19 protein-coding genes are annotated in these 21,380 nt (G+C 68.5%); 7 read left to right on the forward strand and 12 right to left on the reverse strand.

Going from position 1 to position 21,380, the window contains the following annotated elements:
* The first annotated feature begins 40 nt into the window (after nucleotides 1–40).
* Nucleotides 41–3,055, forward strand: coding sequence for a beta strand repeat-containing protein (locus BM417_RS49865; protein WP_093595220.1), 3,015 nt, complete (start codon nucleotides 41–43; stop codon nucleotides 3,053–3,055).
* A gap of 69 nt (nucleotides 3,056–3,124) precedes the next feature.
* Here BM417_RS49865 and BM417_RS18525 read toward each other — a convergent pair whose 3' ends face one another.
* From BM417_RS18525 to BM417_RS18555, 7 genes are all read right to left on the reverse strand, one after another.
* Complete coding sequence (locus tag BM417_RS18525) at nucleotides 3,125–3,493, reverse strand: nucleotidyl cyclase domain-containing protein (RefSeq protein ID WP_093595223.1); 369 nt, start codon at nucleotides 3,491–3,493, stop codon at nucleotides 3,125–3,127.
* Between the two features lie 407 nt (nucleotides 3,494–3,900).
* On the reverse strand, nucleotides 3,901–5,928 hold the full coding sequence (gene dnaB, locus BM417_RS18530) for a replicative DNA helicase (RefSeq protein ID WP_218164501.1): 2,028 nt from the start codon (nucleotides 5,926–5,928) through the stop codon (nucleotides 3,901–3,903).
* A 708-nt stretch (nucleotides 5,929–6,636) separates the two neighbouring features.
* Nucleotides 6,637–7,089, reverse strand: coding sequence for a 50S ribosomal protein L9 (gene rplI / locus BM417_RS18535; RefSeq protein WP_093595229.1), 453 nt, complete (start codon nucleotides 7,087–7,089; stop codon nucleotides 6,637–6,639).
* 17 nt (nucleotides 7,090–7,106) lie between these two features.
* Nucleotides 7,107–7,346 carry a 30S ribosomal protein S18 gene (gene rpsR / locus BM417_RS18540; RefSeq protein ID WP_030465683.1) on the reverse strand — a complete coding sequence of 80 codons (240 nt, stop codon included), beginning with the start codon at nucleotides 7,344–7,346 and terminating at the stop codon, nucleotides 7,107–7,109.
* Nucleotides 7,347–7,404: 58 nt separating this feature from the next.
* A complete protein-coding gene (locus BM417_RS18545) occupies nucleotides 7,405–7,914 on the reverse strand; it encodes a single-stranded DNA-binding protein (protein ID WP_093595232.1) in 510 nt (169 codons plus the stop codon).
* Nucleotides 7,915–7,943: 29 nt separating this feature from the next.
* A complete protein-coding gene (gene rpsF, locus BM417_RS18550) occupies nucleotides 7,944–8,252 on the reverse strand; it encodes a 30S ribosomal protein S6 (protein WP_093596207.1) in 309 nt (102 codons plus the stop codon).
* Between the two features lie 101 nt (nucleotides 8,253–8,353).
* Nucleotides 8,354–9,283, reverse strand: coding sequence for a hypothetical protein (locus BM417_RS18555; protein WP_093595235.1), 930 nt, complete (start codon nucleotides 9,281–9,283; stop codon nucleotides 8,354–8,356).
* A 131-nt stretch (nucleotides 9,284–9,414) separates the two neighbouring features.
* Between BM417_RS18555 and BM417_RS18560 the strand changes: the two genes are divergently transcribed.
* From BM417_RS18560 to BM417_RS18570, 3 genes are read left to right on the forward strand one after another with little or no spacing between them, the layout of a single operon-like run.
* Complete coding sequence (locus BM417_RS18560) at nucleotides 9,415–10,185, forward strand: deoxyribonuclease IV (RefSeq protein WP_093595238.1); 771 nt, start codon at nucleotides 9,415–9,417, stop codon at nucleotides 10,183–10,185.
* Between the two features lie 23 nt (nucleotides 10,186–10,208).
* Nucleotides 10,209–11,585 (forward strand): glycosyltransferase family 87 protein, encoded by a 1,377-nt coding sequence (locus tag BM417_RS18565; protein ID WP_245821990.1) that lies wholly within the window; start codon nucleotides 10,209–10,211, stop codon nucleotides 11,583–11,585.
* Between the two features lie 19 nt (nucleotides 11,586–11,604).
* Complete coding sequence (locus tag BM417_RS18570) at nucleotides 11,605–12,612, forward strand: GDSL-type esterase/lipase family protein (RefSeq protein WP_093595241.1); 1,008 nt, start codon at nucleotides 11,605–11,607, stop codon at nucleotides 12,610–12,612.
* Here the strand turns inward: BM417_RS18570 and BM417_RS18575 are convergent.
* The 3 genes from BM417_RS18575 to BM417_RS18585 form a co-directional block, all read right to left on the reverse strand.
* A complete protein-coding gene (locus BM417_RS18575; RefSeq protein ID WP_093595244.1) occupies nucleotides 12,524–14,137 on the reverse strand; it encodes a glycosyltransferase family 87 protein in 1,614 nt (537 codons plus the stop codon). The two genes, BM417_RS18570 and BM417_RS18575, sit on opposite strands and share 89 nt — an antisense overlap.
* Before the next feature lie 108 nt (nucleotides 14,138–14,245).
* Nucleotides 14,246–16,741 carry a transglycosylase domain-containing protein gene (locus tag BM417_RS18580; RefSeq protein ID WP_093596213.1) on the reverse strand — a complete coding sequence of 832 codons (2,496 nt, stop codon included), beginning with the start codon at nucleotides 16,739–16,741 and terminating at the stop codon, nucleotides 14,246–14,248.
* A 350-nt stretch (nucleotides 16,742–17,091) separates the two neighbouring features.
* Nucleotides 17,092–17,490, reverse strand: coding sequence for a DUF5318 domain-containing protein (locus BM417_RS18585; RefSeq protein WP_030480154.1), 399 nt, complete (start codon nucleotides 17,488–17,490; stop codon nucleotides 17,092–17,094).
* Nucleotides 17,491–17,654: 164 nt separating this feature from the next.
* Between BM417_RS18585 and BM417_RS18590 the strand changes: the two genes are divergently transcribed.
* Nucleotides 17,655–18,191, forward strand: a complete 537-nt coding sequence (locus tag BM417_RS18590) for a PadR family transcriptional regulator (protein ID WP_030480153.1) — start codon at nucleotides 17,655–17,657, stop codon at nucleotides 18,189–18,191.
* 31 nt (nucleotides 18,192–18,222) lie between these two features.
* Nucleotides 18,223–19,308 carry an inositol-3-phosphate synthase gene (locus BM417_RS18595; protein ID WP_093595247.1) on the forward strand — a complete coding sequence of 362 codons (1,086 nt, stop codon included), beginning with the start codon at nucleotides 18,223–18,225 and terminating at the stop codon, nucleotides 19,306–19,308.
* A gap of 43 nt (nucleotides 19,309–19,351) precedes the next feature.
* On the opposite strand, the gene BM417_RS18600 is transcribed toward BM417_RS18595, so the two are convergent.
* Nucleotides 19,352–20,086, reverse strand: coding sequence for an SDR family NAD(P)-dependent oxidoreductase (locus tag BM417_RS18600; protein ID WP_093595250.1), 735 nt, complete (start codon nucleotides 20,084–20,086; stop codon nucleotides 19,352–19,354).
* A gap of 95 nt (nucleotides 20,087–20,181) precedes the next feature.
* Here BM417_RS18600 and BM417_RS18605 point away from each other — a divergent pair, with 95 nt between their 5' ends.
* On the forward strand, nucleotides 20,182–20,763 hold the full coding sequence (locus BM417_RS18605) for a hypothetical protein (protein ID WP_093595253.1): 582 nt from the start codon (nucleotides 20,182–20,184) through the stop codon (nucleotides 20,761–20,763).
* Here the strand turns inward: BM417_RS18605 and BM417_RS18610 are convergent.
* On the reverse strand, nucleotides 20,712–21,341 hold the full coding sequence (locus BM417_RS18610) for an HAD family hydrolase (protein ID WP_093596216.1): 630 nt from the start codon (nucleotides 21,339–21,341) through the stop codon (nucleotides 20,712–20,714). The two genes, BM417_RS18605 and BM417_RS18610, sit on opposite strands and share 52 nt — an antisense overlap.
* Nucleotides 21,342–21,380 lie beyond the last annotated feature (39 nt).

Genomic DNA, 21,380 nt, shown 5'->3' on the forward strand with positions numbered 1-21,380 from the left:
CCCGTCGCTTTCTCGACGGGAAACCGATGAAGGAGATCTAATGCAGACCTGGGCAAAGCGCGGACTTCAGACCGCGTTTGTCACTGGTGGTTTGCTGATGCTCGGTACGGGCATCGCTTCTGCCCAGGAGAACGTCGACCCGGACGCAGCGCCTCCGGCCGTCGACGTCGCGGCCGCTGTTCCGATCAAGGCCGACCAGAACAAGCTGGCCACCCCGGTCAAGGAGATCACGGTCCCCAAGGTGGACCGGACGATCAGCACGGACCGCGTCACCAGCGCGGTGCCCACCCGCACGGCAGCGCCCGTCGCGAACCCGCTGGTCCGTCAGGCCGGCGAGCGCCTTCAGGGCACCCCGCTCCAGAACCTGGTGCGCGGCAACACGATCCAGGCGCACGTCGATGTGCCGATCAACATCTGCGGTAACGCGATCGCGGTTCTCGCCAACACCGAGGCGACCGGCGACTGCTCCCAGAACACGCACCGCGACGGCACGATCGTCACCGATGGCGCGGGCCAGGCTCTCGCCGGCAACGTCGTCGCCGTCAACCACGTGCTCCCGGTCCAGCTGACCGGCAACGCGATCGCGGCGGGCGGCAACGCCACCACCAACACCGACGCACAGCAGGTCTCCACGACCGGCGGCGACATCACCACCAACGGTGACAAGGGCGCCATCTCCGGCAACGTCGTCGCCGAGCACGGCGCGACCCCGGTCCAGATCACCGGCAACGGTGTGGGTGCGGCCGGCATCGCCGACGCCAACTCGACCGCCGACACGTTCGCCTCCTCCGAGGGCGACGTCCTGACGAGCGGCAAGAACAGCTCGATCTCCGGCAACGCCGTGCCCCTCGCCCTGGCCCCGCTGGCCGAGGTCAACGGCAACGCGGCCGCCGCCGCGAGCAACGCCACCACCGACTCGGTGCAGTCCGGCACCGCGTACGCCGGTGGCAAGACCGACACCAACGGCGACCCGGCCACGCTCGCCGGCAACGTCGTGGCGCCCGCCCTCTCGGGCCCCGTCACGGTCGACGACAACGCCGCCGCCGCCGGTGGCAACGCGACCGCCGTCAGCGAGACGACCAACGAGTCGATCGCCGGTGGCATCATCCACACGTTCGGCGACGGTTCCACGGCGTCCGGCAACATCGCCGGCGCGCCGGTCGCGCTGCCGACCTCCGCGGGCGGCAACGGCGCCTCGATCGTCGGCAACGCGCTGACCGACCACACCAACAAGTCGCACTCGAAGTCGGGCGGCGAGGCCTACACGGTCGCCGACCACTCGGTGCTGTCCGGCAACATCGCGGACCTCCCGCCGGCCACGGCCATCGACGTGTGCGGCAACGGTGCGACGCTGGCCGGTCAGGCTGCGGGCACCTGCGAGAACGACGTCAAGTCGATCACCTCGGGCTACCAGGGCACGACGGGCACCGACTCCGTCATCTCCGGCAACATCGCGTCCACCCCCGTCGCGACGCCCGCCGAGGTCTACGGCCTCGCCGCCGCCCTCGGTGGCCAGGCGACCGGTTCGGCCGACGAGGTCAAGGTGGTCCGCTCCAGCGGTACCCCGAACACCGAGGACGACAACGGCACGGTCTCCAGCAACATCGTGACCGCCCCGACCGCGGCCGCACCGCAGGTCTTCGCGGTGACCGCCGGCCTGGTCGGCAACACCGTCTCGGACACGTCGAACGACACCACGGTCGAGGCGGGCAACAACCCCCACGCGACCGGCAAGAAGAGCTCGGCCTCCGGCAACATCGTCCAGGTCCCGACCTCGACGCCGGCCCAGGTCTTCGCCGACGGTGCCACCCTGGTCGGCAACAACAAGACCACGGGCGACAACGCCACCGACATGAAGGCCGGCGGCGACGCTCTCACCACCGGTGAGCAGGGCTCCATCGCGGGCAACGTCGTCTCGGCTCCGGTCGCCACCGGCACCCAGGTGCTCGGCTGGTCGGTCGGCGGCGGCAGCAACGTCGACGCCTTCTCCACCAACGACCTGTCGTCCGTCGCCGGTGGCGACGTCAACAGCAACGGTGACGGTGGTTCGGTCTCCGGCAACCTGATCGGCGCGCAGCCGGCCGTCCTCCCGGCTGTCCCGGGCAACACGGTCGCCGCAGCCGGCATCACCAACTCCGACGTGGTGTCCGACACCAACGTCGTGTCCGGTGCCGACAGCTACTCCACGGCCGACGACGCCTCGGTGTCCGGCAACCTGATCCACGTCCCCGCCAACGCCGTCGCCGGCGTGTACGCGGACTCGGTCGCGGCTGCGGGCAACGCGACGACCGTCACGGACAAGACGTCGTACACCCAGGCCGGTGGCGAGATGCTCACGGAGGGCAGCGGCCCGCTGTCCGCCCGCGAGATGACCGTTCCGGTCGAGGCCGCTGCCAAGGTCGCGCGCATCCCCGTCGAGGTCGTCGGCCAGGCGACCACGCTGGGCACGAGCGACGACACGCAGCTCACCGGCGAGGACACCGATGGCACCCTGCGTGCCGCGCAGCTCAAGGGCCTGGAGCTCCCCAAGGGCGTCGACAGCCTGCTGAAGGCCAACGAGGTTCCGACGTTCCACGGCCTCGACAGCAAGCTGCCCGTGAACCAGCTGCCGAACCCGGCTGACCTGGCGGCTCTGGCCGGCCAGCTGCCCACCCCGGCGCTGCCCGCGGTGGCGCAGGAGCGCTCCGCTCTGCCGGTCAACGGCGGCACCGCCGGCCTCACGCCGAACGTCCAGGGCCTGCCCCTCGGCCAGGTGCTGGAGGCCGCGAAGGGTCTGATCCCGGCCGGCGCCACCGAGCGCTCGCTGCCGTCCCTCCCGATCACCGCCCCGGCCCTGCCGGTGCCGGTGCAGCTGCCCGCGCTGCCCACCGAGCGCTCGCTGCCCACGCTGCCCGTCGACGGCCCGGCCTCCCTCTCGGGTCTGAACCTGAACCCGACCCAGGGCCTCGCGCCGCAGGCTGACGAGCGCGCGCTGCCGCAGCTGCCGTTCAACGCCCCGGCGCTCGCCATGATCGACCCGGCCAACCTGTTCCAGACGGTGACCGGCTCGCTGTAACACCCCGCAGTTGTAACACCCTCCTCCGGTAAGAAACTGAGCCCCAGCGACAGACGTTGTCGCTGGGGCTCAGTGCCGTGCGGGGGGTGTTTGTGCTGTTGAGAGAACGTTCTGTGGCTCCGCATCGCCGTCACTCGTCACCCAGTGGACGTGCGGCCGTTCCCCGACGATCTGCCGGATCAACTCCGCGATCGGCGCCCCGTCCCCGAAGTCGTGCTCGGCCAGCACCGCCAGCACCGAGTCCCCGTAGCGCGCGACCGTGAAGTCGGGCCGCAACCCTTGCCGCAGAGTCTTCGCCGCGGTCAGCACGTCGTCCGGCCCCGTGACCAGGACCAGCGTCACGAGCGTGCCGCGTGTGCGGGCGCGGATGAGCGCCTGCTCCAGGCGATCGAGCAGCAGCGCGTGTCCGGGCAGGCCTGTGAGCGGGTCGTGCAGCACAGTCCGGTTCTAGCCGAGGCCAGGGCTGTTGACCAGCACCGGCGCGACGATCAGCCCCGCACGGGTGAGTCCATCCGCTCGAACAACAACCTCGCCGCCCCGATCGGCGTGCTGCGGAAAGTCACGGACGCCGGAGGCGCCCAGCTTCCCGGAATGCAGGGTTCAACGCAGGGGTGCCTTCCAGCCAACGCGCCGCCCAACTCAGACGCGGCGCTGCCGATGTACCGGCCAACCCGAGTTCCGCCCAGGGCGTGTGGTGTGGCGAAGGCCGGTTGGTAGCGGGAAGTGCTTGTTGATCTTGAGCTGGTGGTACTCGCACGCGCCAGCAGCCGGATCGCCAGCCGAGACTTTGCCGGGACCCTGACTCCGGTCCTGACGTCGCATCCCCGCGCGGCGCGGGGCGTTGCTCAGGTCTGGGCCAGGTCGGTGAAGCGGCTGTAGTGCAGCTGGTGCGCCACGACGATGGTCGCGGTCGGGCCCGCGCGGTGCTTGGCGATGATCAGGTCGGCCTCGCCGGCGCGCGGGTCGTCTCGTTCCCAGGCGTCCGGGCGGTTGACCAGGATGACCATGTCGGCGTCCTGCTCCAGGGAGCCTGACTCTCGGAGGTCGGAGAGCATCGGGCGCTTGTCGGTTCGCTGTTCAGGACCACGGTTCAGCTGGGAGATCGCGATGACCGGGACGTGGAGCTCCTTGGCGATGAGCTTCAGGTTTCGCGAGAACTCCGAGACTTCCTGCTGGCGCGACTCGGTCTTCTTGCCCGACGACATCAGCTGGAGGTAGTCGACGACCACGAGCTTGAGGTCGTGCCGCTGCTTGAGGCGGCGGGCCTTGGCCCGGATCTCCATCATCGTCAGGTTCGGGCTGTCGTCGACGAAGAGCGGGGCCTCGCTGATCTCGCTCATGCGGCGGGCCAGGCGGGTCCAGTCGTCGTCGCTCATCGTGCCGCCGCGCATGTCGCTCAGGCGGATGCGCGCCTCGGCGGAGAGCATGCGCATGACGATCTCGGTGCGGCTCATTTCCAGGCTGAAGATGGCGCTGGTCATGCCGTGCTTGACGGAGCACGACCTGGCGAAGTCCAGGCCCAGCGTCGAGTTGTGGGTCGGGATCATCGTCTTGCCCGCGAGGTACAGGTGGTCGTGGTTGTCGACCTCGACGCAGCGCACCGGCACGGAGGCGACCGGGCGCACGGCGACGATCTCCACCTGGTCGTGCCTGCCGAGGCCCGCGATCAGTTCGGCCAGGTCGCTGCGCAGACGGGCGAAGCGGCCGTCGATCTGCAGGGCGGCGAGCAGTTCCTCGCGCTGCTTGCGGGACGCGCGCAGGTACGCGGCGGGGATGTGCGGGTCGTCGGCCAGGTCGAGGTCCTTGGCGACGCGCAGTTCGTCGTCGGTCAGTTCCAGGTCGCCCAGGCCCGAGAGGAACAGGCCGAGCGAACGCGGCGACAGCGGCAACGAGACCGAAGGCAGGTCCCAGGCTGCGGACAGGCGCACGAACATGCGGCACACGCCGACGCGCTCGAACAGCTGCGCGGTGGTGCGGATCGCCCAGAAGCCGCCGGTCTCGCTGCACGACTCCGTCAGCCACTGGTGTTCGCCGTCGGCCACGATGACCGTGCCGTCGGAGAACTCGACCTCGAAGCACGGGCGGCCCGTCATCACCTCGGTCGCCGCGACCACTCGGGTCGGGCGGCCGTCGGCGCCGATCAGGAACTCCCCGACGGAGACCTCGCCCATCGTCGTCCAGCCGGACGGGGTGGGCAGCGGCGTGTCCAGTGCCAGCGCCTTGCCGACACCGGGACGGGCGGCGACGATGATCATCTGACCGCCGTGCAGGCCGTTGGTCAGTGCGTCGAGGTCGGCGAAGCCCGTGGGGATGCCCTGCGAGATGCCGCCCCGGGACGCGATCGCGTCGATCTCGTCCATCGTCGGCTGGAGCAGGTCCTCGAGGGCGACGTAGTCCTCGGTGGTGCGGCGGTCGGTGACCTCGTAGATCGCGGCCTGCGCGCGGTCGACCACCTCGTCGACGTCCGCGCCCTCGGCACCGTTGTACCCGAGCTGCACGATGCGGGTGCCCGCCTCGACGAGACGGCGCAGCACCGCCTTCTCGGCGACGATCTCGGCGTAGTAGCCGGCGTTCGCGGCCGTCGGGACCGTCGCGATCAACGTGTGCAGGTACGGCGCGCCGCCCACGCGCAGCAGTTCGCCGCGGCGTTCGAGCTCGGCCGAGATGGTGATCGGGTCGGCCGGTTCGCCGCGGCCGTACAGGTCGAGGATGCAGTCGTAGATCGCCTGGTGCGCCGGGCGGTAGAAGTCGTTCGGCGCGAGCGCCTCGATGACGTCCGCGATCGCGTCCTTCGACAGCAGCATGCCGCCCAGAACGGACTGCTCCGCGGCGAGGTCCTGCGGCGGTTGACGCTCGAATGCGGGCTCCGCCATGCCCCGGTCGTCCACGAGCGCCACTGCTGAATCACCCCTGCGAAGAGTCGAAAGCCGGTGCGTGAGTCCCCTAGTTGTACCGCGAGGCACCGACAATTTCGGGCGGCCACGCTGTGCGATGGCCTTGCCCTGGTCGCGACGCTAGAGGGACCCGTCCGGAGCAAGCAAACCAGCGTGTGGATCGTCCTGTGGACAACTGGGGGACAACCTGTGGATGGATGCTCACAGGGGTCGCGACGCTGGGGACAACCTGTTGACAACCGGTGGAGTGACAGAAGTAACCGCAGCTCAGTGGCTGTGCACAAGTTGTGGAAAAAGTTGTGCGCCACACCCTCGGCGTGTCGCGAAAAACACCCTCTTCGGCGTGTCGTGGCCACGCTGAACGCGCGGTTTATCCACAGGACGTGGACAGAGCGGCACTGGTCCGAACGAGCGAAAGCGCCACCCACCCGGAGCATTCCGGGTAGGCAGCGCTTCAGCAAACCGAACCGTGGGCGAACCCCACCAACGTGTGGCGCCGGGGTCTGCGGGAGCTCCCGCAACGAACACCCGAAGCCGAGCCCTGCGAAGCCGCGTCAGCGGCGAGCAGAGCTCGCTACTCGGCGGAGGTCACGCCTGACGAGATCTCCGGGTCTGCGGGGTCGCCCCCGCAATCGACACCGGAGTGAGGCCAAGGCGAGCAGCCTTGGCCCGTCTCACGGAACCGAGTTACTCGCCCGCGGTCACGACGAGCGGCAGGGCGACGGTGACCTCGGGGTGGAGGCGAACCGTGACCGAGTGCTTGCCCGTGGTCTTGATGTGACCCGGCAGCTCGATGGCGCGCTTGTCCAGGACCGGACCACCGGCGGACTTGACGGCAGCCGCCACGTCCGACGCGGTGACCGAGCCGAACAGCTTGGTGCTGCCGGCGGCGGCCTTGGCCTTGAGCTCCACGGAGAGACCCTCGAGCGCGGTCTTGATCTCCTTGGCGTGGTCCAGGTCGCGCACGCGGCGGGTGTCCTGCGCGCGGGTGATGACCTGGATCTGCTTCTGCGCGCCACGGGTCGCGACGATCGCGAAGCCACGCGGGAGCAGGTAGTTGCGGCCGTAGCCGTCCTTGACCTCGACGATGTCGCCGGGAGCGCCAAGGCCGGAAACGTCAGCGGTGAGGATGAGCTTCATCGCAGTGTCTCCTTCTCTTAGCGAGCGGTCGAGGTGTAGGGCAGCAGGGCCATCTCACGGGCGTTCTTCACGGCAACAGCGACGTCGCGCTGGTGCTGCGAGCAGTTGCCCGTGACGCGGCGGGCACGGATCTTGCCGCGGTCGGAGATGAACTTCCGAAGCAGCGTCGTGTCCTTGTAGTCGATCAGGTTCGCGCTCTTGTCCTTGCAGAAGGCGCAAACCTTCTTCTTGGGCTTGCGCACAGGCGGCTTGGCCATGTGTCTCTAACTCCTGGATACGCAGTGAATGAAGTACTGGATGACCGGTGCAGTCGGTCTAGAAGGGGGGCTCGTCGGCGAAGCCACCAGAGCCGGCCGGCGGGGCGGAACCCCACGGGTCGTCTGCCGGCGCGCCACCGCCACCGCCACGAGACTGCTGACCGCCGCCGCCGCCGAAGCCGCCGCCACCGCCGCCGTCTCCACGGCTGACCTTGTTGACCTTCGCGGTCGCGTAGCGCAGCGAGGGGCCGATCTCGTCGACCTCCAGCTCCACGACAGTGCGCTTCTCGCCTTCCTTCGTCTCGAAGGAACGCTGGCGCAACCGTCCGGAGACGAGCACTCGCGAACCGCGGGTGAGCGACTCGGCCACGTTCTCGGCGACCTGCCGCCACACGTTGCACCGCAGGAACAGCGCTTCGCCGTCCTTCCACTCGCCCGAATTCTTGTCGAACGTGCGGGGTGTGGAGGCGACCGTGAAGCTGGCCACCGCCGCACCGGACTGGGTAAAGCGCAGTTCGGGGTCGGCAGTCAGGTTCCCGACTACCGTGATCGTCGTCTCACCAGCCATGTCTTGGGAGCTCCCCTAATTCAGGTTCGTCAGGCCTTGACGGCCGACTTGGCGGGCTCGCGGCGCAGGACCTTCGTCCGGAGCACCGTCTCCTGCAGACCGAGCTGGCGGTCCAGTTCCTTCACCGCGTCAGGCGTCGAGGTCAGGTCGAGCACCGCGTAGATGCCCTCGCTGTTCTTGTTGATCTCGAAGCTCAACCGGCGCTTGCCCCAGACTTCAACCTTCTCGACGTTGCCGCCCGACGTCTTGATGACGTTGAGGAACGTGTCGAGAGACGGCGCGATCGTGCGCTCGTCGAGACTGGGGTCGAGGATGACCATCACTTCGTAATGACGCATGAGGACCACTCACCTCCTGTGGACTCGCGGCCACGGGCTTTCCGTGGCAGGAGGGTCGTCGCGTCAGCAACTGACAAAGGTTAACAGAGCGCGTCCGGCGACTACGCAGGGGTGCGGCGGAGCACCCAGGTCCGCACCAGCGCACCCGTGACCAGGGCCAGAAGCAGCACCGCGACCAGCACCGGAGCGCCGACACCGCCGGGACCGCTCAGCCGGGGCAACGCCGTCGCGCGGCCGGCCGCCTGCACCAAGTCACCCTCGACACCGGTGCCGTTGGACGCGCGGGGCACCTGCGAGCCGTACCGAACGCCGGGTGAGGGCGAGTACAGGCCGGGCATCGCGAACGGCAGCGAGCCGTAGCTGAACAGCGGCACGCGGCCGAAGTTCGAGCCGATCGGGTAGAGCGAGAAGTCGCGGTTGCTCGGTGCGCCGGCGCCCACGCCGGGAACGCCTGGCTGGGTGCCGGGCTGACCGGGCGGGGTGCCCGGCTGGGGCGAAGGCTGCTGACCAGGGGGTTTCGGTGCTCCGGGGATCGCGCCGACGGCCTGCTGCGAGGCGTCCGCGACGGCCTTGGCGCCGTCCTGGACGGGCGCGACGACCTGGTTGACGGCGACGACCGTCACCTGGCAGCCCTGCGTCAGCGTCGCGCGGACGGTCTTGTCGAGCGTGCCGAGGATGGGGCCGAGCAGCGGGATCTTCTGGACCTCCGCCATGACGGCGTTCGCGATCGTGGCACCGCTGATGGTCGTCGTGCCGACCTGCACCGCACCGATCGGCATGGGTTTGGCCTGCGCGAACGCCTGCTTGAACGGTTCCGCGAGCGGCGGCCCGAGCAACGGGACGGCGCGCACCAGGTCGGTGATCGGCTGCGTCACGGCGGCCGGACTGAGAGAGACGGGGGTGCCGGGCGCGCCCTGCACGGTGGTGGCACAGCTGCCGACCACGATGGGTTCCGCCGCGTGCGCGACCCCGCCCACCGAAGCGGACACGAGGGCCAGCAGCGCCGTGGCGGCGACGCTCAACAGCCTCATGCGAACCCCTTTCCTACTCTCAAGTAACGACCGTAGGTCCTGGTGGTGACGTAGACCATCCCCAGTTTTTCCAATTACTCCTATCGGCGGCGGCTGCGATGGCGTTATGGACGCCGACTACCCTCCTGCGTATGCGCATCGGGGCCCATGTACGCGACGACGACCCGGTCGGCGCCGCGGCCGAACGCGGGGCCGAGGTCGTCCAGTTCTTCCTGTCGGATCCCCAGGGCTGGAAGAAACCCAAACCTCATCCGCAGACGGAAGCCCTGCTGGCGTCCGACCTCGAGGTGTTCATCCACGCCCCGTACATGATCAACATCGCGTCGCTGAACAACAAGATCCGGATTCCGTCCAGGAAGAACGTGATCCAGCACGCGGAGGCGGCCGCGACCGTGGGCGCGAAGGGCCTGATCGTGCACGGCGGGCACGTCACGAAGGGCGAGGACCCGGCGGAGGGCTTCGCGAACTGGCGCAAGTTCTTCGAACGCCAGGTCGCCGACGGCGGCTTCGCGGTCCCGGTCCTGATCGAGAACACCGCGGGCGGCGACGGCGCCATGGCCCGCACGTTCGACTCCCTCAAGCTGCTCTGGGACGCGGTCGGCGAGTTCGGCGCGGGCTTCTGCCTCGACACGTGCCACGCGTTCGCCGCCGGTGAGGACCTGGTCGGCATCGTCGATCGGGTGAAGGCGATCACCGGCCGGATCGACCTGGTGCACCTCAACAGCTCGCGCGACGAGTTCGGTTCCTCGCGCGATCGGCACGACAACATCAAGACTGGCACCATCGACGCGGACCAGCTGGCGGCCGTGGTCGCCAGTGCCGGGTGCCCCGTCGTGGTGGAGACACCGGACGAGGGCCAGGCCGACGACATCGCCTTCCTGCGCGACCGCGCCGGGCGGTGAACACCGTGCACGAGGTGGTGAGCGTGACGCCCGAGCGAGGCGACGCCGGGCGTTTCGTGAACCGCTTCGGCAGGCCCGCCGCTGTCGTGCTCGTGCTGCTGTGCGGGCTCACGCTGCTGCTGGGCTTCATCAACAAGGACCGCTGCACCGGTCCCGCGTTCGACCAGTGGGGCCGCACGCAGCCCGACTACGACGAGCGCAACAAGCAAGACGTCTGCTACTCCGACATCCAGCACCTCTGGATCGGGCGTGACATCGACCGGCACGTCTTCCCGTACGTCGACGGCAACATCAACGACAAGGGCACCCTCATCGGAGGCTCGGTCGAGTACCCGGTGCTCTCCGGCCTGCTCATCTGGGCGGGTGCGATCTTCGCGCACAACGACGCGGAGTACCTGCTCTACTCGTCGCTGCTGATGGCGCCGTTCGGCCTGCTCACGGGCTGGTTGCTGGGCAAGCTGGCCCGCTGGCGCGCGTTGCTGTGGGCGATCGGTCCACCGCTGATCCTCTACGCGTTCCACAACTGGGACCTGCCGGTCGTGCTGTGCTCGGTCGCCGCGGTCTTCGTGGTGCACCGCTGGAACCGGCCACTGGTCGAGAGAGCAACGGTCGCGTCCGTGCTGCTCGGGCTCGGGTTCGCGTTCAAGGTCTACCCGGCCGCCTTCGTGCTGCCGTTGATGCTCTTCGTCGCCACCGGCGGCTGGCGCGGCCAGGAGATGCCGAACGGCAAGAAGGTCGACGTCGCCGGCGCGGTCAAGGTCGGGCTCGCCTCGATCATCACGGTCGTGCTGGTCAACCTGCCGTTCGCGATCGCGGGCTACGACGGCTGGGCGGCGTCGTTCGAGTTCCAGCAGCTGCGCCGGGTCGACATCACCACGAACTCGATCTGGTACTGGGGCCTGCGGCCGTTCATCGGCGACGACGCGATGCAGTCGCTGGTCGGCGTCATCTCGCCGATCACGATCCTGATCTCGTTCGCGATCGCCGCCGGCTACGGCTGGATGCGGTTCCGGCGCGAGGGCACCTACCCGTGGATCGCGGTGTCCGGCGCGATGCTGTGCGGCTTCATGCTGCTGCACAAGGTCCACTCGCCGCAGTACACGCTGTGGCTGGTGCCGTTCCTCGTGCTTCTGCGCGTGCGGCTGATGTGGGCCTTCGCGTACTTCGTGGTCGACCTCGCGATGGGCATCGGCATCTTCCGCTGGTTCTGGGCGATCGAGTTCGGTCAGCCGGCCGGGATCTACGACAGCTTCTCCGCGCAGGCCGTGATGATCGGCGTGTGGGGCAGGGCCGCCCTGCTCGTGGCGCTGTTCGTGGTCTTCCTCAAGGCCAGGGACGTGACCGAGGACGATCACGAAGATCTGAAGTTCCTCCGCGGGGCCGTAGCAGTGAAGGCCTGATCAGCCGCAGACTTCACCCGTGAGGGTGATCATCGTGCTGGCGTTGCTGCTGGTCTGCGGTGCCTCCGGCGTGCCCGTGCGCTCTGAGGTGATCCGCTGGCTGCCGGTGTGGCAGGCCGTGCCGACGCTGTCGAGCTCCGTGCCGGACCAGAGCGTGCGCACGACGGTCGACCTCGCGGCGGGCGGCACGTCGGTCCGGGTGCGGCTGTCGAACCTGATGGGCATCAAGCCGGTCCGCGTCGAGCAGGTCGTGGTCACCGCCGACGGCGAGACGCGGCAGCTCACGTTCGGCAGGTCTCGTTCCGTCACGATCAGGGCCCGCGACGACGTCTACAGCGACGCCGTGCAGCTCAAGGTCACCAAGACGCTCGACATCAGCACGTACGCCCCCGCCGGCACGCCGTGTCAGGCGCGCGCCCATCGCACGATCACGTCGACGCGCGAGCAGATCTGCCTCGTCTCGGCGGTCGAGGTCGCCGGCTTCACCGCGCCGGGTGCCGTGGTGATGTTCGGCGACTCCATCACCGAGGGGTTCTCCGAGAACACCTGGCCGTCGCTGGTCGAGACCGACTACGCGGTGCTGAACGCGGGCATCAACGGCAACGGCGTGGTGCTGGGCAACGCGCCGATGGTCACCCGTGTGCACCGGGACGTCCTGTACAGCAAGGAAGTGCGCAAGGTCGTGTTGCTCGGCGGCATCAACGACATCCAGAACGGCGTCAGCGCCGAGAACGTCATCGCCGGCATCCGCACCGTTCAGCTGCGGTGCCGGAACGCGGGCGTGGAGTTCCACATCGGCACCATCACGCCGTGGCGCGGCTGGTACACCTGGACCGAGGAGAAGGAACAGCAGCGGCAGAAGGTGAACGCGTGGATCCGCGCCACCTTCCCCGCCGCGATCGACTTCGACGAGGCCGTGCGCGACCCCGCCGATCCGCTCAGACTGCGTCCGGAGTTCGACTCCGGTGATCACCTGCATCCGAACGGGAACGCATTCGGTGCGATGGCGCGCCTCGTGAGGGTTTGATCAGCTGACGGTCCGGCGCATCGGCCAGAACGCCCGCCAACGGGTCGTCGCCCGCCATCCGCACGAGGTCGCGCTCCGGGTGGTAGATCTCCTTCAGGATCAGCACGCACAACGTGATGACGGCCGCGTCCCGCAGCAGCACGGCGCCGAGGAACCAGTCGATCGGCAGTCCCTTGTTGTCCGTGCCGAGGTAGAAGTACATGCGCGGCACCCACACCAGTGCGTCGACCGCCATCCACGCCAGCAGCAGCTTCCAGCGCGGCAACGCCAGCACGGCCAGTGGCACCAGCCACAGCGAGTACTGCGGGCTCCACACCTTGTTCGTCAACAGGAACGCCGCCACGACCAGGAACCCGAGCTGCGCGAGCCGGGGCCTCGTCGGCGCCGAGAGGGTCACGTAGGCGATGCCGGCGCAACAGACGAGGAACAGCACGGAGCTGACCGTGTTGAGGACCGTCGGCGGTTGCCCCTGCGTCAGTCCCGGGTCGAAGCCCTGCCACCCCGTCCACTGCACGAGCACGTTGTAGAGCGTGTCCGGGTCGGCGTTGCGTTCGGTGTTGAGGCGGAAGAACTCCCTCCACCCCGTCTGCGAGGCCGGGTTCAAGGCGATCGGCGCGTTGACGAGCGCCCACGCGCCTATGGCCGCCGCGGTGGTGGTGAGTCCTGCCTTGATTCTGTTGGACCGCCAGCACAGCAACAGCAACGGCCCGAGCAGGAACAACGGATAGAGCTTCGCCGCGCCACCGAGCCCCAGCAGCACACCGGCGAGCGCGGGTTTCTTCCGCGCCCACGCCAGCAGGCCGGCCGTCGCGAACGCCGTCGCGATCGTGTCGAAGTTCGTGAACGCGTGGACGATGACCAGCGGCGACACCGCGACGATCGCCGCGTCCCAGATCCGGCGCCGGGCGATCCTGGCCACCGAGAACACGGTCACCAGCCACGCCACGGCCAGCCAGAACGCGGTGACGTCGAAGAACACGATCACCGTCATCGGCAGCCCTGGGATGAGCGCCACGAGGCCCTGCGCCACCCGAGCGTTGAGCCACATGAACACACCGGTGACCACCGGGTACTCCATGTACCGGACGTGCTCGGTCGGCTTGCCCTCGTCGTCCTTCCAGGACGTGATGTACGGGAAGGCTCCGCGCTGGTCGAGCCGTTCCGCGGTGTAGAGCGGCACCGTGTCGGAGTAGCAGAGCGCGGTGAACTGCTTGCTGCCCCGCCAGTCGAGCTGCACGACGCCCTTGTCGTCCGTGTACTGCTGGATGCACGGCGACTTCTGCACCCACCCCAGCAGCAACGTGACCACGGCGAGCATCAGGATCACCCGCAGTGCCGTCCAGAAGTAGTTCCGGCCGATCTGCGCGTGCTCGCCGAGGGGACCGCCGAACGGTCTGCTCAGGCCGCGGGCGAGCGACTCGGTCCACGTGGGGGCGACGCGCTCTTCGTGAGTGAGCGAGTCGGTTTCCTCGGAGAGGTCCTTCTCGGGGGCCTCGGCGGGAAGCTCGGCAGGGCTGCTGGGCACGTCGCGGATGTTACGGCCAAGACCGTTTCGCCGTGGTCAACATCCCTGGACCGAAGAAGAAAGGGCCTGACGCGGAGTACGCGTCAGGCCCTTTCTCATGATCGATCTCTAGCCGCCACCCGGATTGCGGCCCCCGGTTCCGGGATCTTCGCTCGGGTCCGGCTGGCCGGACGGCGGGCAGATGATCTGGCCACAGCCCGACGGCTTGGTCGGCCTGGTCTGCGACGGCTGCGTGTTGCTCGGCTGCGTGTTGCTGGGCTGCTGGTTGCTCGGCTGCTGGTTGCTCGGCGGCGTCGACGGCGGGTCGGACTTGCGCGGCGGGTTGAAGTTGCCCAGCGGGACCGGCTTCGGGAACGGCTCCTTCTGCGCGCCCGCGAGTGCCGTGTCCATGAACTTCTTCCACATCAGACCAGGCAGGCCGCTACCGAAGATGGGGTTGCCCTGCTTGTTCTTGATGGCCACGTTGCCCTGGTCCTTGCCGACCCACACGGAGGTGGACAGCTGCGGCGTGTAGCCGACCATCCAGGCCTTCGAGTTCTGGTCGACGCTGCCGGGGAGCTCGTGCGTACCGGTCTTGCCGGCGCACGGGCGGCCGCTGGCGCACGCGATCGGCCCTGACGGGATGTCCTTGAGCGTCTCGGTGACGTTGTCCGCGATGTCGCGGCTCTTCGTCTCGACCGGGTCGAACGCCGGCACCGGCTGGTCGACGTGCTGGTAGAGGACGTCACCGGTGGGGCCCACGATCTTCGTGACGAAGAACGGAGCCCGGTAAATGCCGCGAGCCGCGAACGTCGCGAAGGCGGAGGCCATGTCGAACGGCCGCACCTGGGCGCTGTCGGCACCGATGGAGATACCGGCGGTGGGCGGGTTGCCGCCCTCGCCGACCAGGGTCTGCTTGTCCTGGCCGCCGACCCGGACGATCTTCGGGATGCCGGCCGCGTGTGCCGCGTCCGCCACTGCCTTCGTGCCCGTGCCCTCGGGGCCCGCCACCATGTCGTAGAACACGGTGTTGAGGGACTCCTTCATGGCCTGCTTGATCGGGCACTGCTTGCCGCACGTGGTGTTGCCGGCGTTGCGGATCTCGACGCCGGCGATCTTGCGCGGCGAGGCGTCGTAGGTGTCGCCGATGCCCTTGCCCATCTTCAGGGCCGCCACCAGGTCGAACGGCTTGAACGACGAGCCGGCCTCCTGGATCGTGCCCTTGGCGTAGTCGATGCCCTTCAGACCGTCCTTGCCCGGGTAGTAGGCCTTGACGGCGCCCGACTGCGGTTCGATCGCGCTCAGCGACGTGCGTAGTTCGGCGTCCTGGCCGTCCATGACGGAGTTCACGGCGTCGACCGCGGCCTGCTGCATCTTCGGGTCGATCGTCGTGTGGACGGTGACGCCGACCTTCTGCGCCTTCTCCATCGTGAGGCCGACGAGCTCGCTGTCGATCTCGTTCTGGACCTGCTGGCTCACGCGGGCGAGCGGGCCGTCGAGACCGGCGGGCTGCGTCTGCTCGAACGGCAGTGGCTGCGGGAACTGGCGGGCGTCGTAGTCGGCCTGGCTGATCCACTTCTTCTGAAGCATCTGGCCCATCACGAATTCCCAGCGCTTCTTCGCGTACTCCTCGTCCTCGGACCAGGAGGGCGTCTGGATCATGCCCGAGATGAGCGCGGCCTCGGACGGCGTGAGGTCCTTCATCGGCTTGTTGTAGTAGACCTGCGAGGCGGCCTTGAAGCCGTTCGCGCCACGACCGAAGTACACCGTGTTGAGGTACGCGGTGAGGATCGTGTTGTGGTCCGACTCGTTGCTCATCTTGTAGGCCTTGACGAGCTCGGTGAACTTACGAGTCAGCGTCGGGTCCTCGTTGCCCGTCGCCTTCTTGATGTACTGCTGCGTCAGACCGGAACCACCGGAGCTACCACCCGTCGCCTGGATCCAGACGGCGCGGACGATGGCCTTGGCGTCGAAGCCGGGGTTGTCGTAGAAGTTCGCGTCCTCCGCGGCCATGACCGCGTTCTTGACGTTGTCCGGAATCTCCTCGTACGTCAGCATCGTGCGGTTCTGACCGGGCGAGGTGATCTTGCCCATCTCGGAGCCGTCCGAGTAGAGCAGCGTGATCGTCTTGTCCTGGGCGTCCGCGATCTCGTTCGGACGCGGCCACTCGACCAGCGGGTACGCGACCGCGATGGCGATCACCGGACCGAGGATCATCAGGCCGATCGCGACGAACGCACCAATTCGGACGCGCTTCCAGATCTTCTTCTTGCGCAGACGACGCTCCTCCTCTTCGGTGAGCTCCGGCTCGTCGTCGTAGTACTCGTCGTCATCGTCGGCGACACCGGCCATGAGGAACTCGTCGTCCGGCTCGCGGTGCGTGATGAGCTCGGGCTCGCGCTGCGTCGGCCGGTTGACCGGTGGCATCTGCGTGGTGCGTTCCTCACCGGGGTTGCGCGGGGGCATGCCGGGGCGACCGGGACCACCAGGGCCGCCCTGAGGGCCGCCGGGTCCGCCGGGGCGACGGCCGCCGGGAGGCGGCGCGATCGGCATCCCACCGGGAGGCGTCGGAGGACGGCCACCGGGGCCGCCCTGAGGGACACCAGGACCGCCGGGACCGTTCATCCCGGGTCCTGGCGGACGCCCTGGACCGCCCTGAGGCCCACCAGGACCGCCCTGCGGACCGCCTGGTCCGTTCGGGCGGCGTGGGGGCTGTTGCTGTGGGAAACCACCAGGTGGCGTGCCACCCTGGGGAGGGCGCGCGAAACCGCCGGGTGGGGTGCCCGGTCGCGGCTGATTCGGGACATCGCGCCTCGTGCCGCCGCCGTCCGGGTCGTCCCCGGTCGGCCACTGCGGCTCGCCTCCGCGCTGCCGGTCATCATGCTGGTCGTTCACGTGAAAAGGCCTCCCAGACCGGCGTGCATCAGCACACGGTTCGGTGGTCGTACTTCATTCGGAGCAGTGTCACCTGTGGGTCATTCCGCCGCAGTCCTCCTGCGTGGCTTTTCCAGCCCACGCTTCCCCAGGACGTATGACTGCACCAGGTGGTTCCAACTGCACGTGCGACAAACTTCAACTAGGTACACGGAGAACTCGTCGAAGAGGTTCGCCATCTTCACCAGTTCTTCAGGTGTGCGCGCCGAGCCGGCCGCGTGCTTGAGCTCGTCACCGTAGACCCACGACACGTGCGTGAGCGGTTCCTTGCGGCACACAGGGCAAGGCACGTCGGTCGCCGTCCCGTGGAACTTCGCAGCTCGCAGCAGGTACGGGTTCGCGTCGCAGACCTCCATGGTGCCCGTGCGACCGGCATAGACCTCCGCCAGCAGCGCACGCCGCTGCAGCGAGTAGTCCACCACCTGCCGTTGGGTCAACACGTGACCAGAGTACGTGCCGACCGCTTTCCGATGATGGGCCGTTCAGGGCAGCGCGGTCCGGCGCGGTATCACGGTGTGCCACATCCCACAGTTACAAGGAGCCATCGATGTATCGAGCCGATATAATCGCCTCACCTATCGGTGCAGGTGCGAGGAGGTGACTCGTGTTCGAGTTCGCGCTGCTCGGCCTGCTGCACGAGGCGCCCATGCACGGCTACGAGCTGCGCAAGCGCTTGCATGACCTGCTCGGAGCGTTTCGCGCGTTCTCGTACGGATCGCTGTACCCAACATTGCGGCGACTCCAACGTGCGGGCCTGATCGTGGAGGAGGGGCCGGAGGAATCGGCTCTTTCTTGGGGACGTCGGGCGCGCAAGGTCTACAAGCTGACGCCGGAAGGCAAGGAGCGGTTCGCCGATCTCCTGGCCAACGCGGGTCCGCAGACCTGGGACGACGACTCGTTCGGGGTCCACCTGGCGTTCTTCTCGCGTACGCCGGCCGACGTCAGGATGCGCATCCTGGAAGGCCGCCGGCGGTGTGTCGAAGAACGCAGGGAGGGGCTCCGCGAGCGGCTCACGCGCACGGGTGAGCAGATCGACCGCTACACCCGTGAGCTGCACAGCCAAGGCCTGGAAAGCACGGAGCGCGAGGTGCGGTGGCTCAACGAGCTCATCGCGCACGAGAAGTCCGAGCAGGACGAGTAGCGATTCACTGTTGATCAAGGAGGACTCGGCAATGGGCGAAAACCGCCGCACCGTTCGAGTGGCCATCGTCGGGGTTGGCAACTGCGCGGCGTCGCTGGTGCAGGGCGTCCACTTCTACCGCGACGCCGACCCGAACACCCGCGTGCCCGGTCTGATGCACGTGCAGTTCGGCGACTACCACGTGCGTGATGTCGAGTTCGTCGCAGCGTTCGACGTCGACGCGAAGAAGGTCGGTGTCGACCTCTCCGAGGCCATCGGCGCCAGCGAGAACAACACGATCAAGATCGCGGACGTGCCGCCGCTCGGCGTCGTCGTCCAGCGGGGTCACACCTTCGACGGTCTCGGGAAGTTCTACCGGGAGACGATCGAGGAGTCCGACGCCGAGCCGGTCGACGTCGTTCAGGCTCTGCGCGACGCCGAGGTCGACGTGCTGGTCTCGTACCTGCCGGTGGGTTCCGAGGACGCGGACCGCTTCTACGCCCAGGCCGCGATCGACGCCGGTGTGGCGTTCGTCAACGCCCTGCCGGTCTTCATCGCGTCGGACCCGGAGTGGGCGGAGAAGTTCCGTGCCGCCGGCGTGCCGATCGTCGGTGACGACATCAAGTCCCAGGTCGGCGCCACCATCACGCACCGCGTGCTGGCGAAGCTCTTCGAGGACCGCGGCGTCCAGCTCGACCGCACCATGCAGCTGAACGTCGGCGGCAACATGGACTTCCTGAACATGAAGGAACTGGAGCGACTGGAGTCCAAGAAGGTCTCCAAGACCCAGGCCGTCACGTCCCAGGTGGACCGCGAGATGGGCAAGCGCAACGTCCACATCGGCCCGTCGGACTACGTGGCGTGGCTCGACGACCGCAAGTGGGCCTACGTGCGCCTTGAGGGCCGTGCGTTCGGCGACGTGCCGCTGAACCTCGAGTACAAGCTGGAGGTCTGGGACTCCCCGAACTCCGCGGGCATCATCATCGACGCGGTCCGCGCGGCGAAGATCGCTCTCGACCGCGGCATCGGCGGCCCGATCCTCTCGGCGTCGTCGTACTTCATGAAGTCCCCGCCCGTGCAGTACTCGGACTCCGAGGCGCACGAGGCCGTCGAGAAGTTCATTCGCGGCGAGGTCTGATGCTGTGAAGGGCCGCCCTCTTCGCGAGGGCGGCCCTTTCCTTTCAGCGCTTCGAGAGCCGCAGCTTCTGCCAGCTGCCGTCCGCGGTCCACCCGCCGTCGACGGGCAGCGCGACACCGTTGATGTACCGCGCGTTGTCGCTCGCCAGGAACCGCACGGCCTGCGCGATGTCGTCCGGCGCCGCGAACCGGTTCATCGGCACGTGGTCGGTGATGTCCTCGTCGACGTAGTAGCCGCCGGCCTGCGACTCGACGTCCATCTCGGTCTTGACCCAGCCGGGACACACGGCGTTGACCCTGATCCCCCGCCCGCCCCACTCGACGGCGAGCGTCCGCGTCAACCCGATCAGCCCGTGCTTGGTCGTGTTGTACGCCGCCCGGTCCGCCACGCCCTGAAGCCCGGCGACACTCGCGATGTTGACGACGCTGCCGCTGCCCTGGCCGAGCATGACCCTGCCCAGCGCCTGCGTGAGCAGGAACGGCCCGGTCAGGTTGACCGCCATGATCCGTTCCCACTGCTCGAGAGTGGTGTCCTCGAACGGCACGATGCCGGCGATCCCCGCGTTGTTGACCAACACGTCCACGCGGCCGTAAGTGCTCGTGACGTGATCCGTCAGGCGCTGGACGTCTGCGGCGCTGGCGACGTTGCCGACGATCCCGTCCTTGCTCTCCTGGAGGTCGAAGCCGACGACGGCGAACCCGTCCTCGCGCAGCACGTCCGCGATCCGCAGGCCCATGCCCTGCGCGGTGCCGGTGACCACAGCAACTCGTTGCGTCATGCCCGCCACGCTAGGCAGCGACGGCCGTTCAGGCACAGACACGTTCGTGTGTTCGGAGTCTCAGCGACAGTCCAGCTTCCGCTAGGTTCGGCCCGGTGCGCACGCTGCTCGTCGCCCTCCCCGGCCTGATCCTCGCCGGCATCGGCCTGACCCACCCGCACCACCTCGACGCGTCGACCGCGCAGTGGTGGCAGAACATGCACGTCATCCTGGCGGTGATCTTCCCGCTCCTCGGTGCGGCGCAATGGGTTCTGCTCGACGACAGCCCGAAGTACGTCCGCTACCCGGCCCGCGCGGCCACCTTCGGGTACGTCGTCTTCTACGGCGCGCTCGACGCGTTGGCGGGCATCGGTGGCGGTGCGCTGGCCGTTGCGAACGGTGGGCGCTCGCCCGCCGACGCGCCCATCTTCAAGATCGGCAACCAGCTCGGAACCGTGGGCGCGTGGTGCTTCTTCGCGGCCGGCCTCGCGATCGCGGTGTGCGCGCTGCTCAAGGCCAAGCTCAAAGCCCTGCCAGGCGCGGCTTTCCTGCTGGTCGGCAGCTACCTGTTCCTCAGCAGCCACATCTACTGGCCGAAGGGCGTCATCGCCTGCACGTGCATCGCGATCGGCATGGCCGCGATCAGCTACGCCAGCGCGTCCGGCAGGTCGGCGATCGAGGACAGCACCCGTACCTGAGCCAGCACGTCCGCGGCGGGCGGGAAGTGCGGGTTCGGCACGGCCAGCACGGTCATGCCCGCCGCCAGCGCCGCCTTCAGCCCGTTCGTCGAGTCCTCGACGGCGTAGCAGGAAGCGGCCGGAACCCCGAGCTGCGCGGCGGCCGCGAGGTAGACGTCCGGTGACGGTTTTCCGGCGGCGCACGACTCCGACGACACGGCAACGGGTACGGGCAGTCCGGTCACGTCCAGGAACACCTTGATCAGCACGGCCGGAGCCGAGGACGCGATCGCGACCGGGAAGCGTGCCGCCACGGCACGAACCGCGTCCACCGCGCCCGGAAGCACCGGCAGGTGCGCGGCGTAGGCCTTCTCCATCTCGGCGATCACGCCGGCGGACGCCTCCGAAGCGGACATCCGAACACCGACCGCGGACACCAGGTACGCGCCCCACTCGGGCGTCGACATCCCCTGCATGTCGCGCGTGGCGGTGGGCGTCCACGTGCCGCCGTGAGCGGCGGCGAACGCCTGGCGCACCTCGTCCCACACCTGCTCGGAGTCGATCAGCACGCCGTCGAGGTCGAAGATCACCGCATCCACGTCCAGCACCGTACCTTGTGGCCCAGGATACTTCGCTAT

It is taken from the genome of Lentzea waywayandensis (assembly GCF_900115955.1).
Classification (GTDB): domain Bacteria; phylum Actinomycetota; class Actinomycetes; order Mycobacteriales; family Pseudonocardiaceae; genus Lentzea; species Lentzea waywayandensis.

Coding starts and splice junctions, on each gene's coding strand:
- BM417_RS49865 (WP_093595220.1), top strand. CDS start 41: ATGCAGACCTGGGCAAAGCGCGGACTTCAGACCGCGTTTGTCACTGGT.
- dnaB (WP_218164501.1), bottom strand. CDS start 5,928: ATGGCGGAGCCCGCATTCGAGCGTCAACCGCCGCAGGACCTCGCCGCG.
- rplI (WP_093595229.1), bottom strand. CDS start 7,089: ATGAAGCTCATCCTCACCGCTGACGTTTCCGGCCTTGGCGCTCCCGGC.
- rpsR (WP_030465683.1), bottom strand. CDS start 7,346: ATGGCCAAGCCGCCTGTGCGCAAGCCCAAGAAGAAGGTTTGCGCCTTC.
- BM417_RS18545 (WP_093595232.1), bottom strand. CDS start 7,914: ATGGCTGGTGAGACGACGATCACGGTAGTCGGGAACCTGACTGCCGAC.
- rpsF (WP_093596207.1), bottom strand. CDS start 8,252: ATGCGTCATTACGAAGTGATGGTCATCCTCGACCCCAGTCTCGACGAG.
- BM417_RS18555 (WP_093595235.1), bottom strand. CDS start 9,283: ATGAGGCTGTTGAGCGTCGCCGCCACGGCGCTGCTGGCCCTCGTGTCC.
- BM417_RS18560 (WP_093595238.1), top strand. CDS start 9,415: ATGCGCATCGGGGCCCATGTACGCGACGACGACCCGGTCGGCGCCGCG.
- BM417_RS18580 (WP_093596213.1), bottom strand. CDS start 16,741: ATGAACGGTCCCGGCGGTCCTGGTGTCCCTCAGGGCGGCCCCGGTGGC.
- BM417_RS18595 (WP_093595247.1), top strand. CDS start 18,223: ATGGGCGAAAACCGCCGCACCGTTCGAGTGGCCATCGTCGGGGTTGGC.
- BM417_RS18600 (WP_093595250.1), bottom strand. CDS start 20,086: ATGACGCAACGAGTTGCTGTGGTCACCGGCACCGCGCAGGGCATGGGC.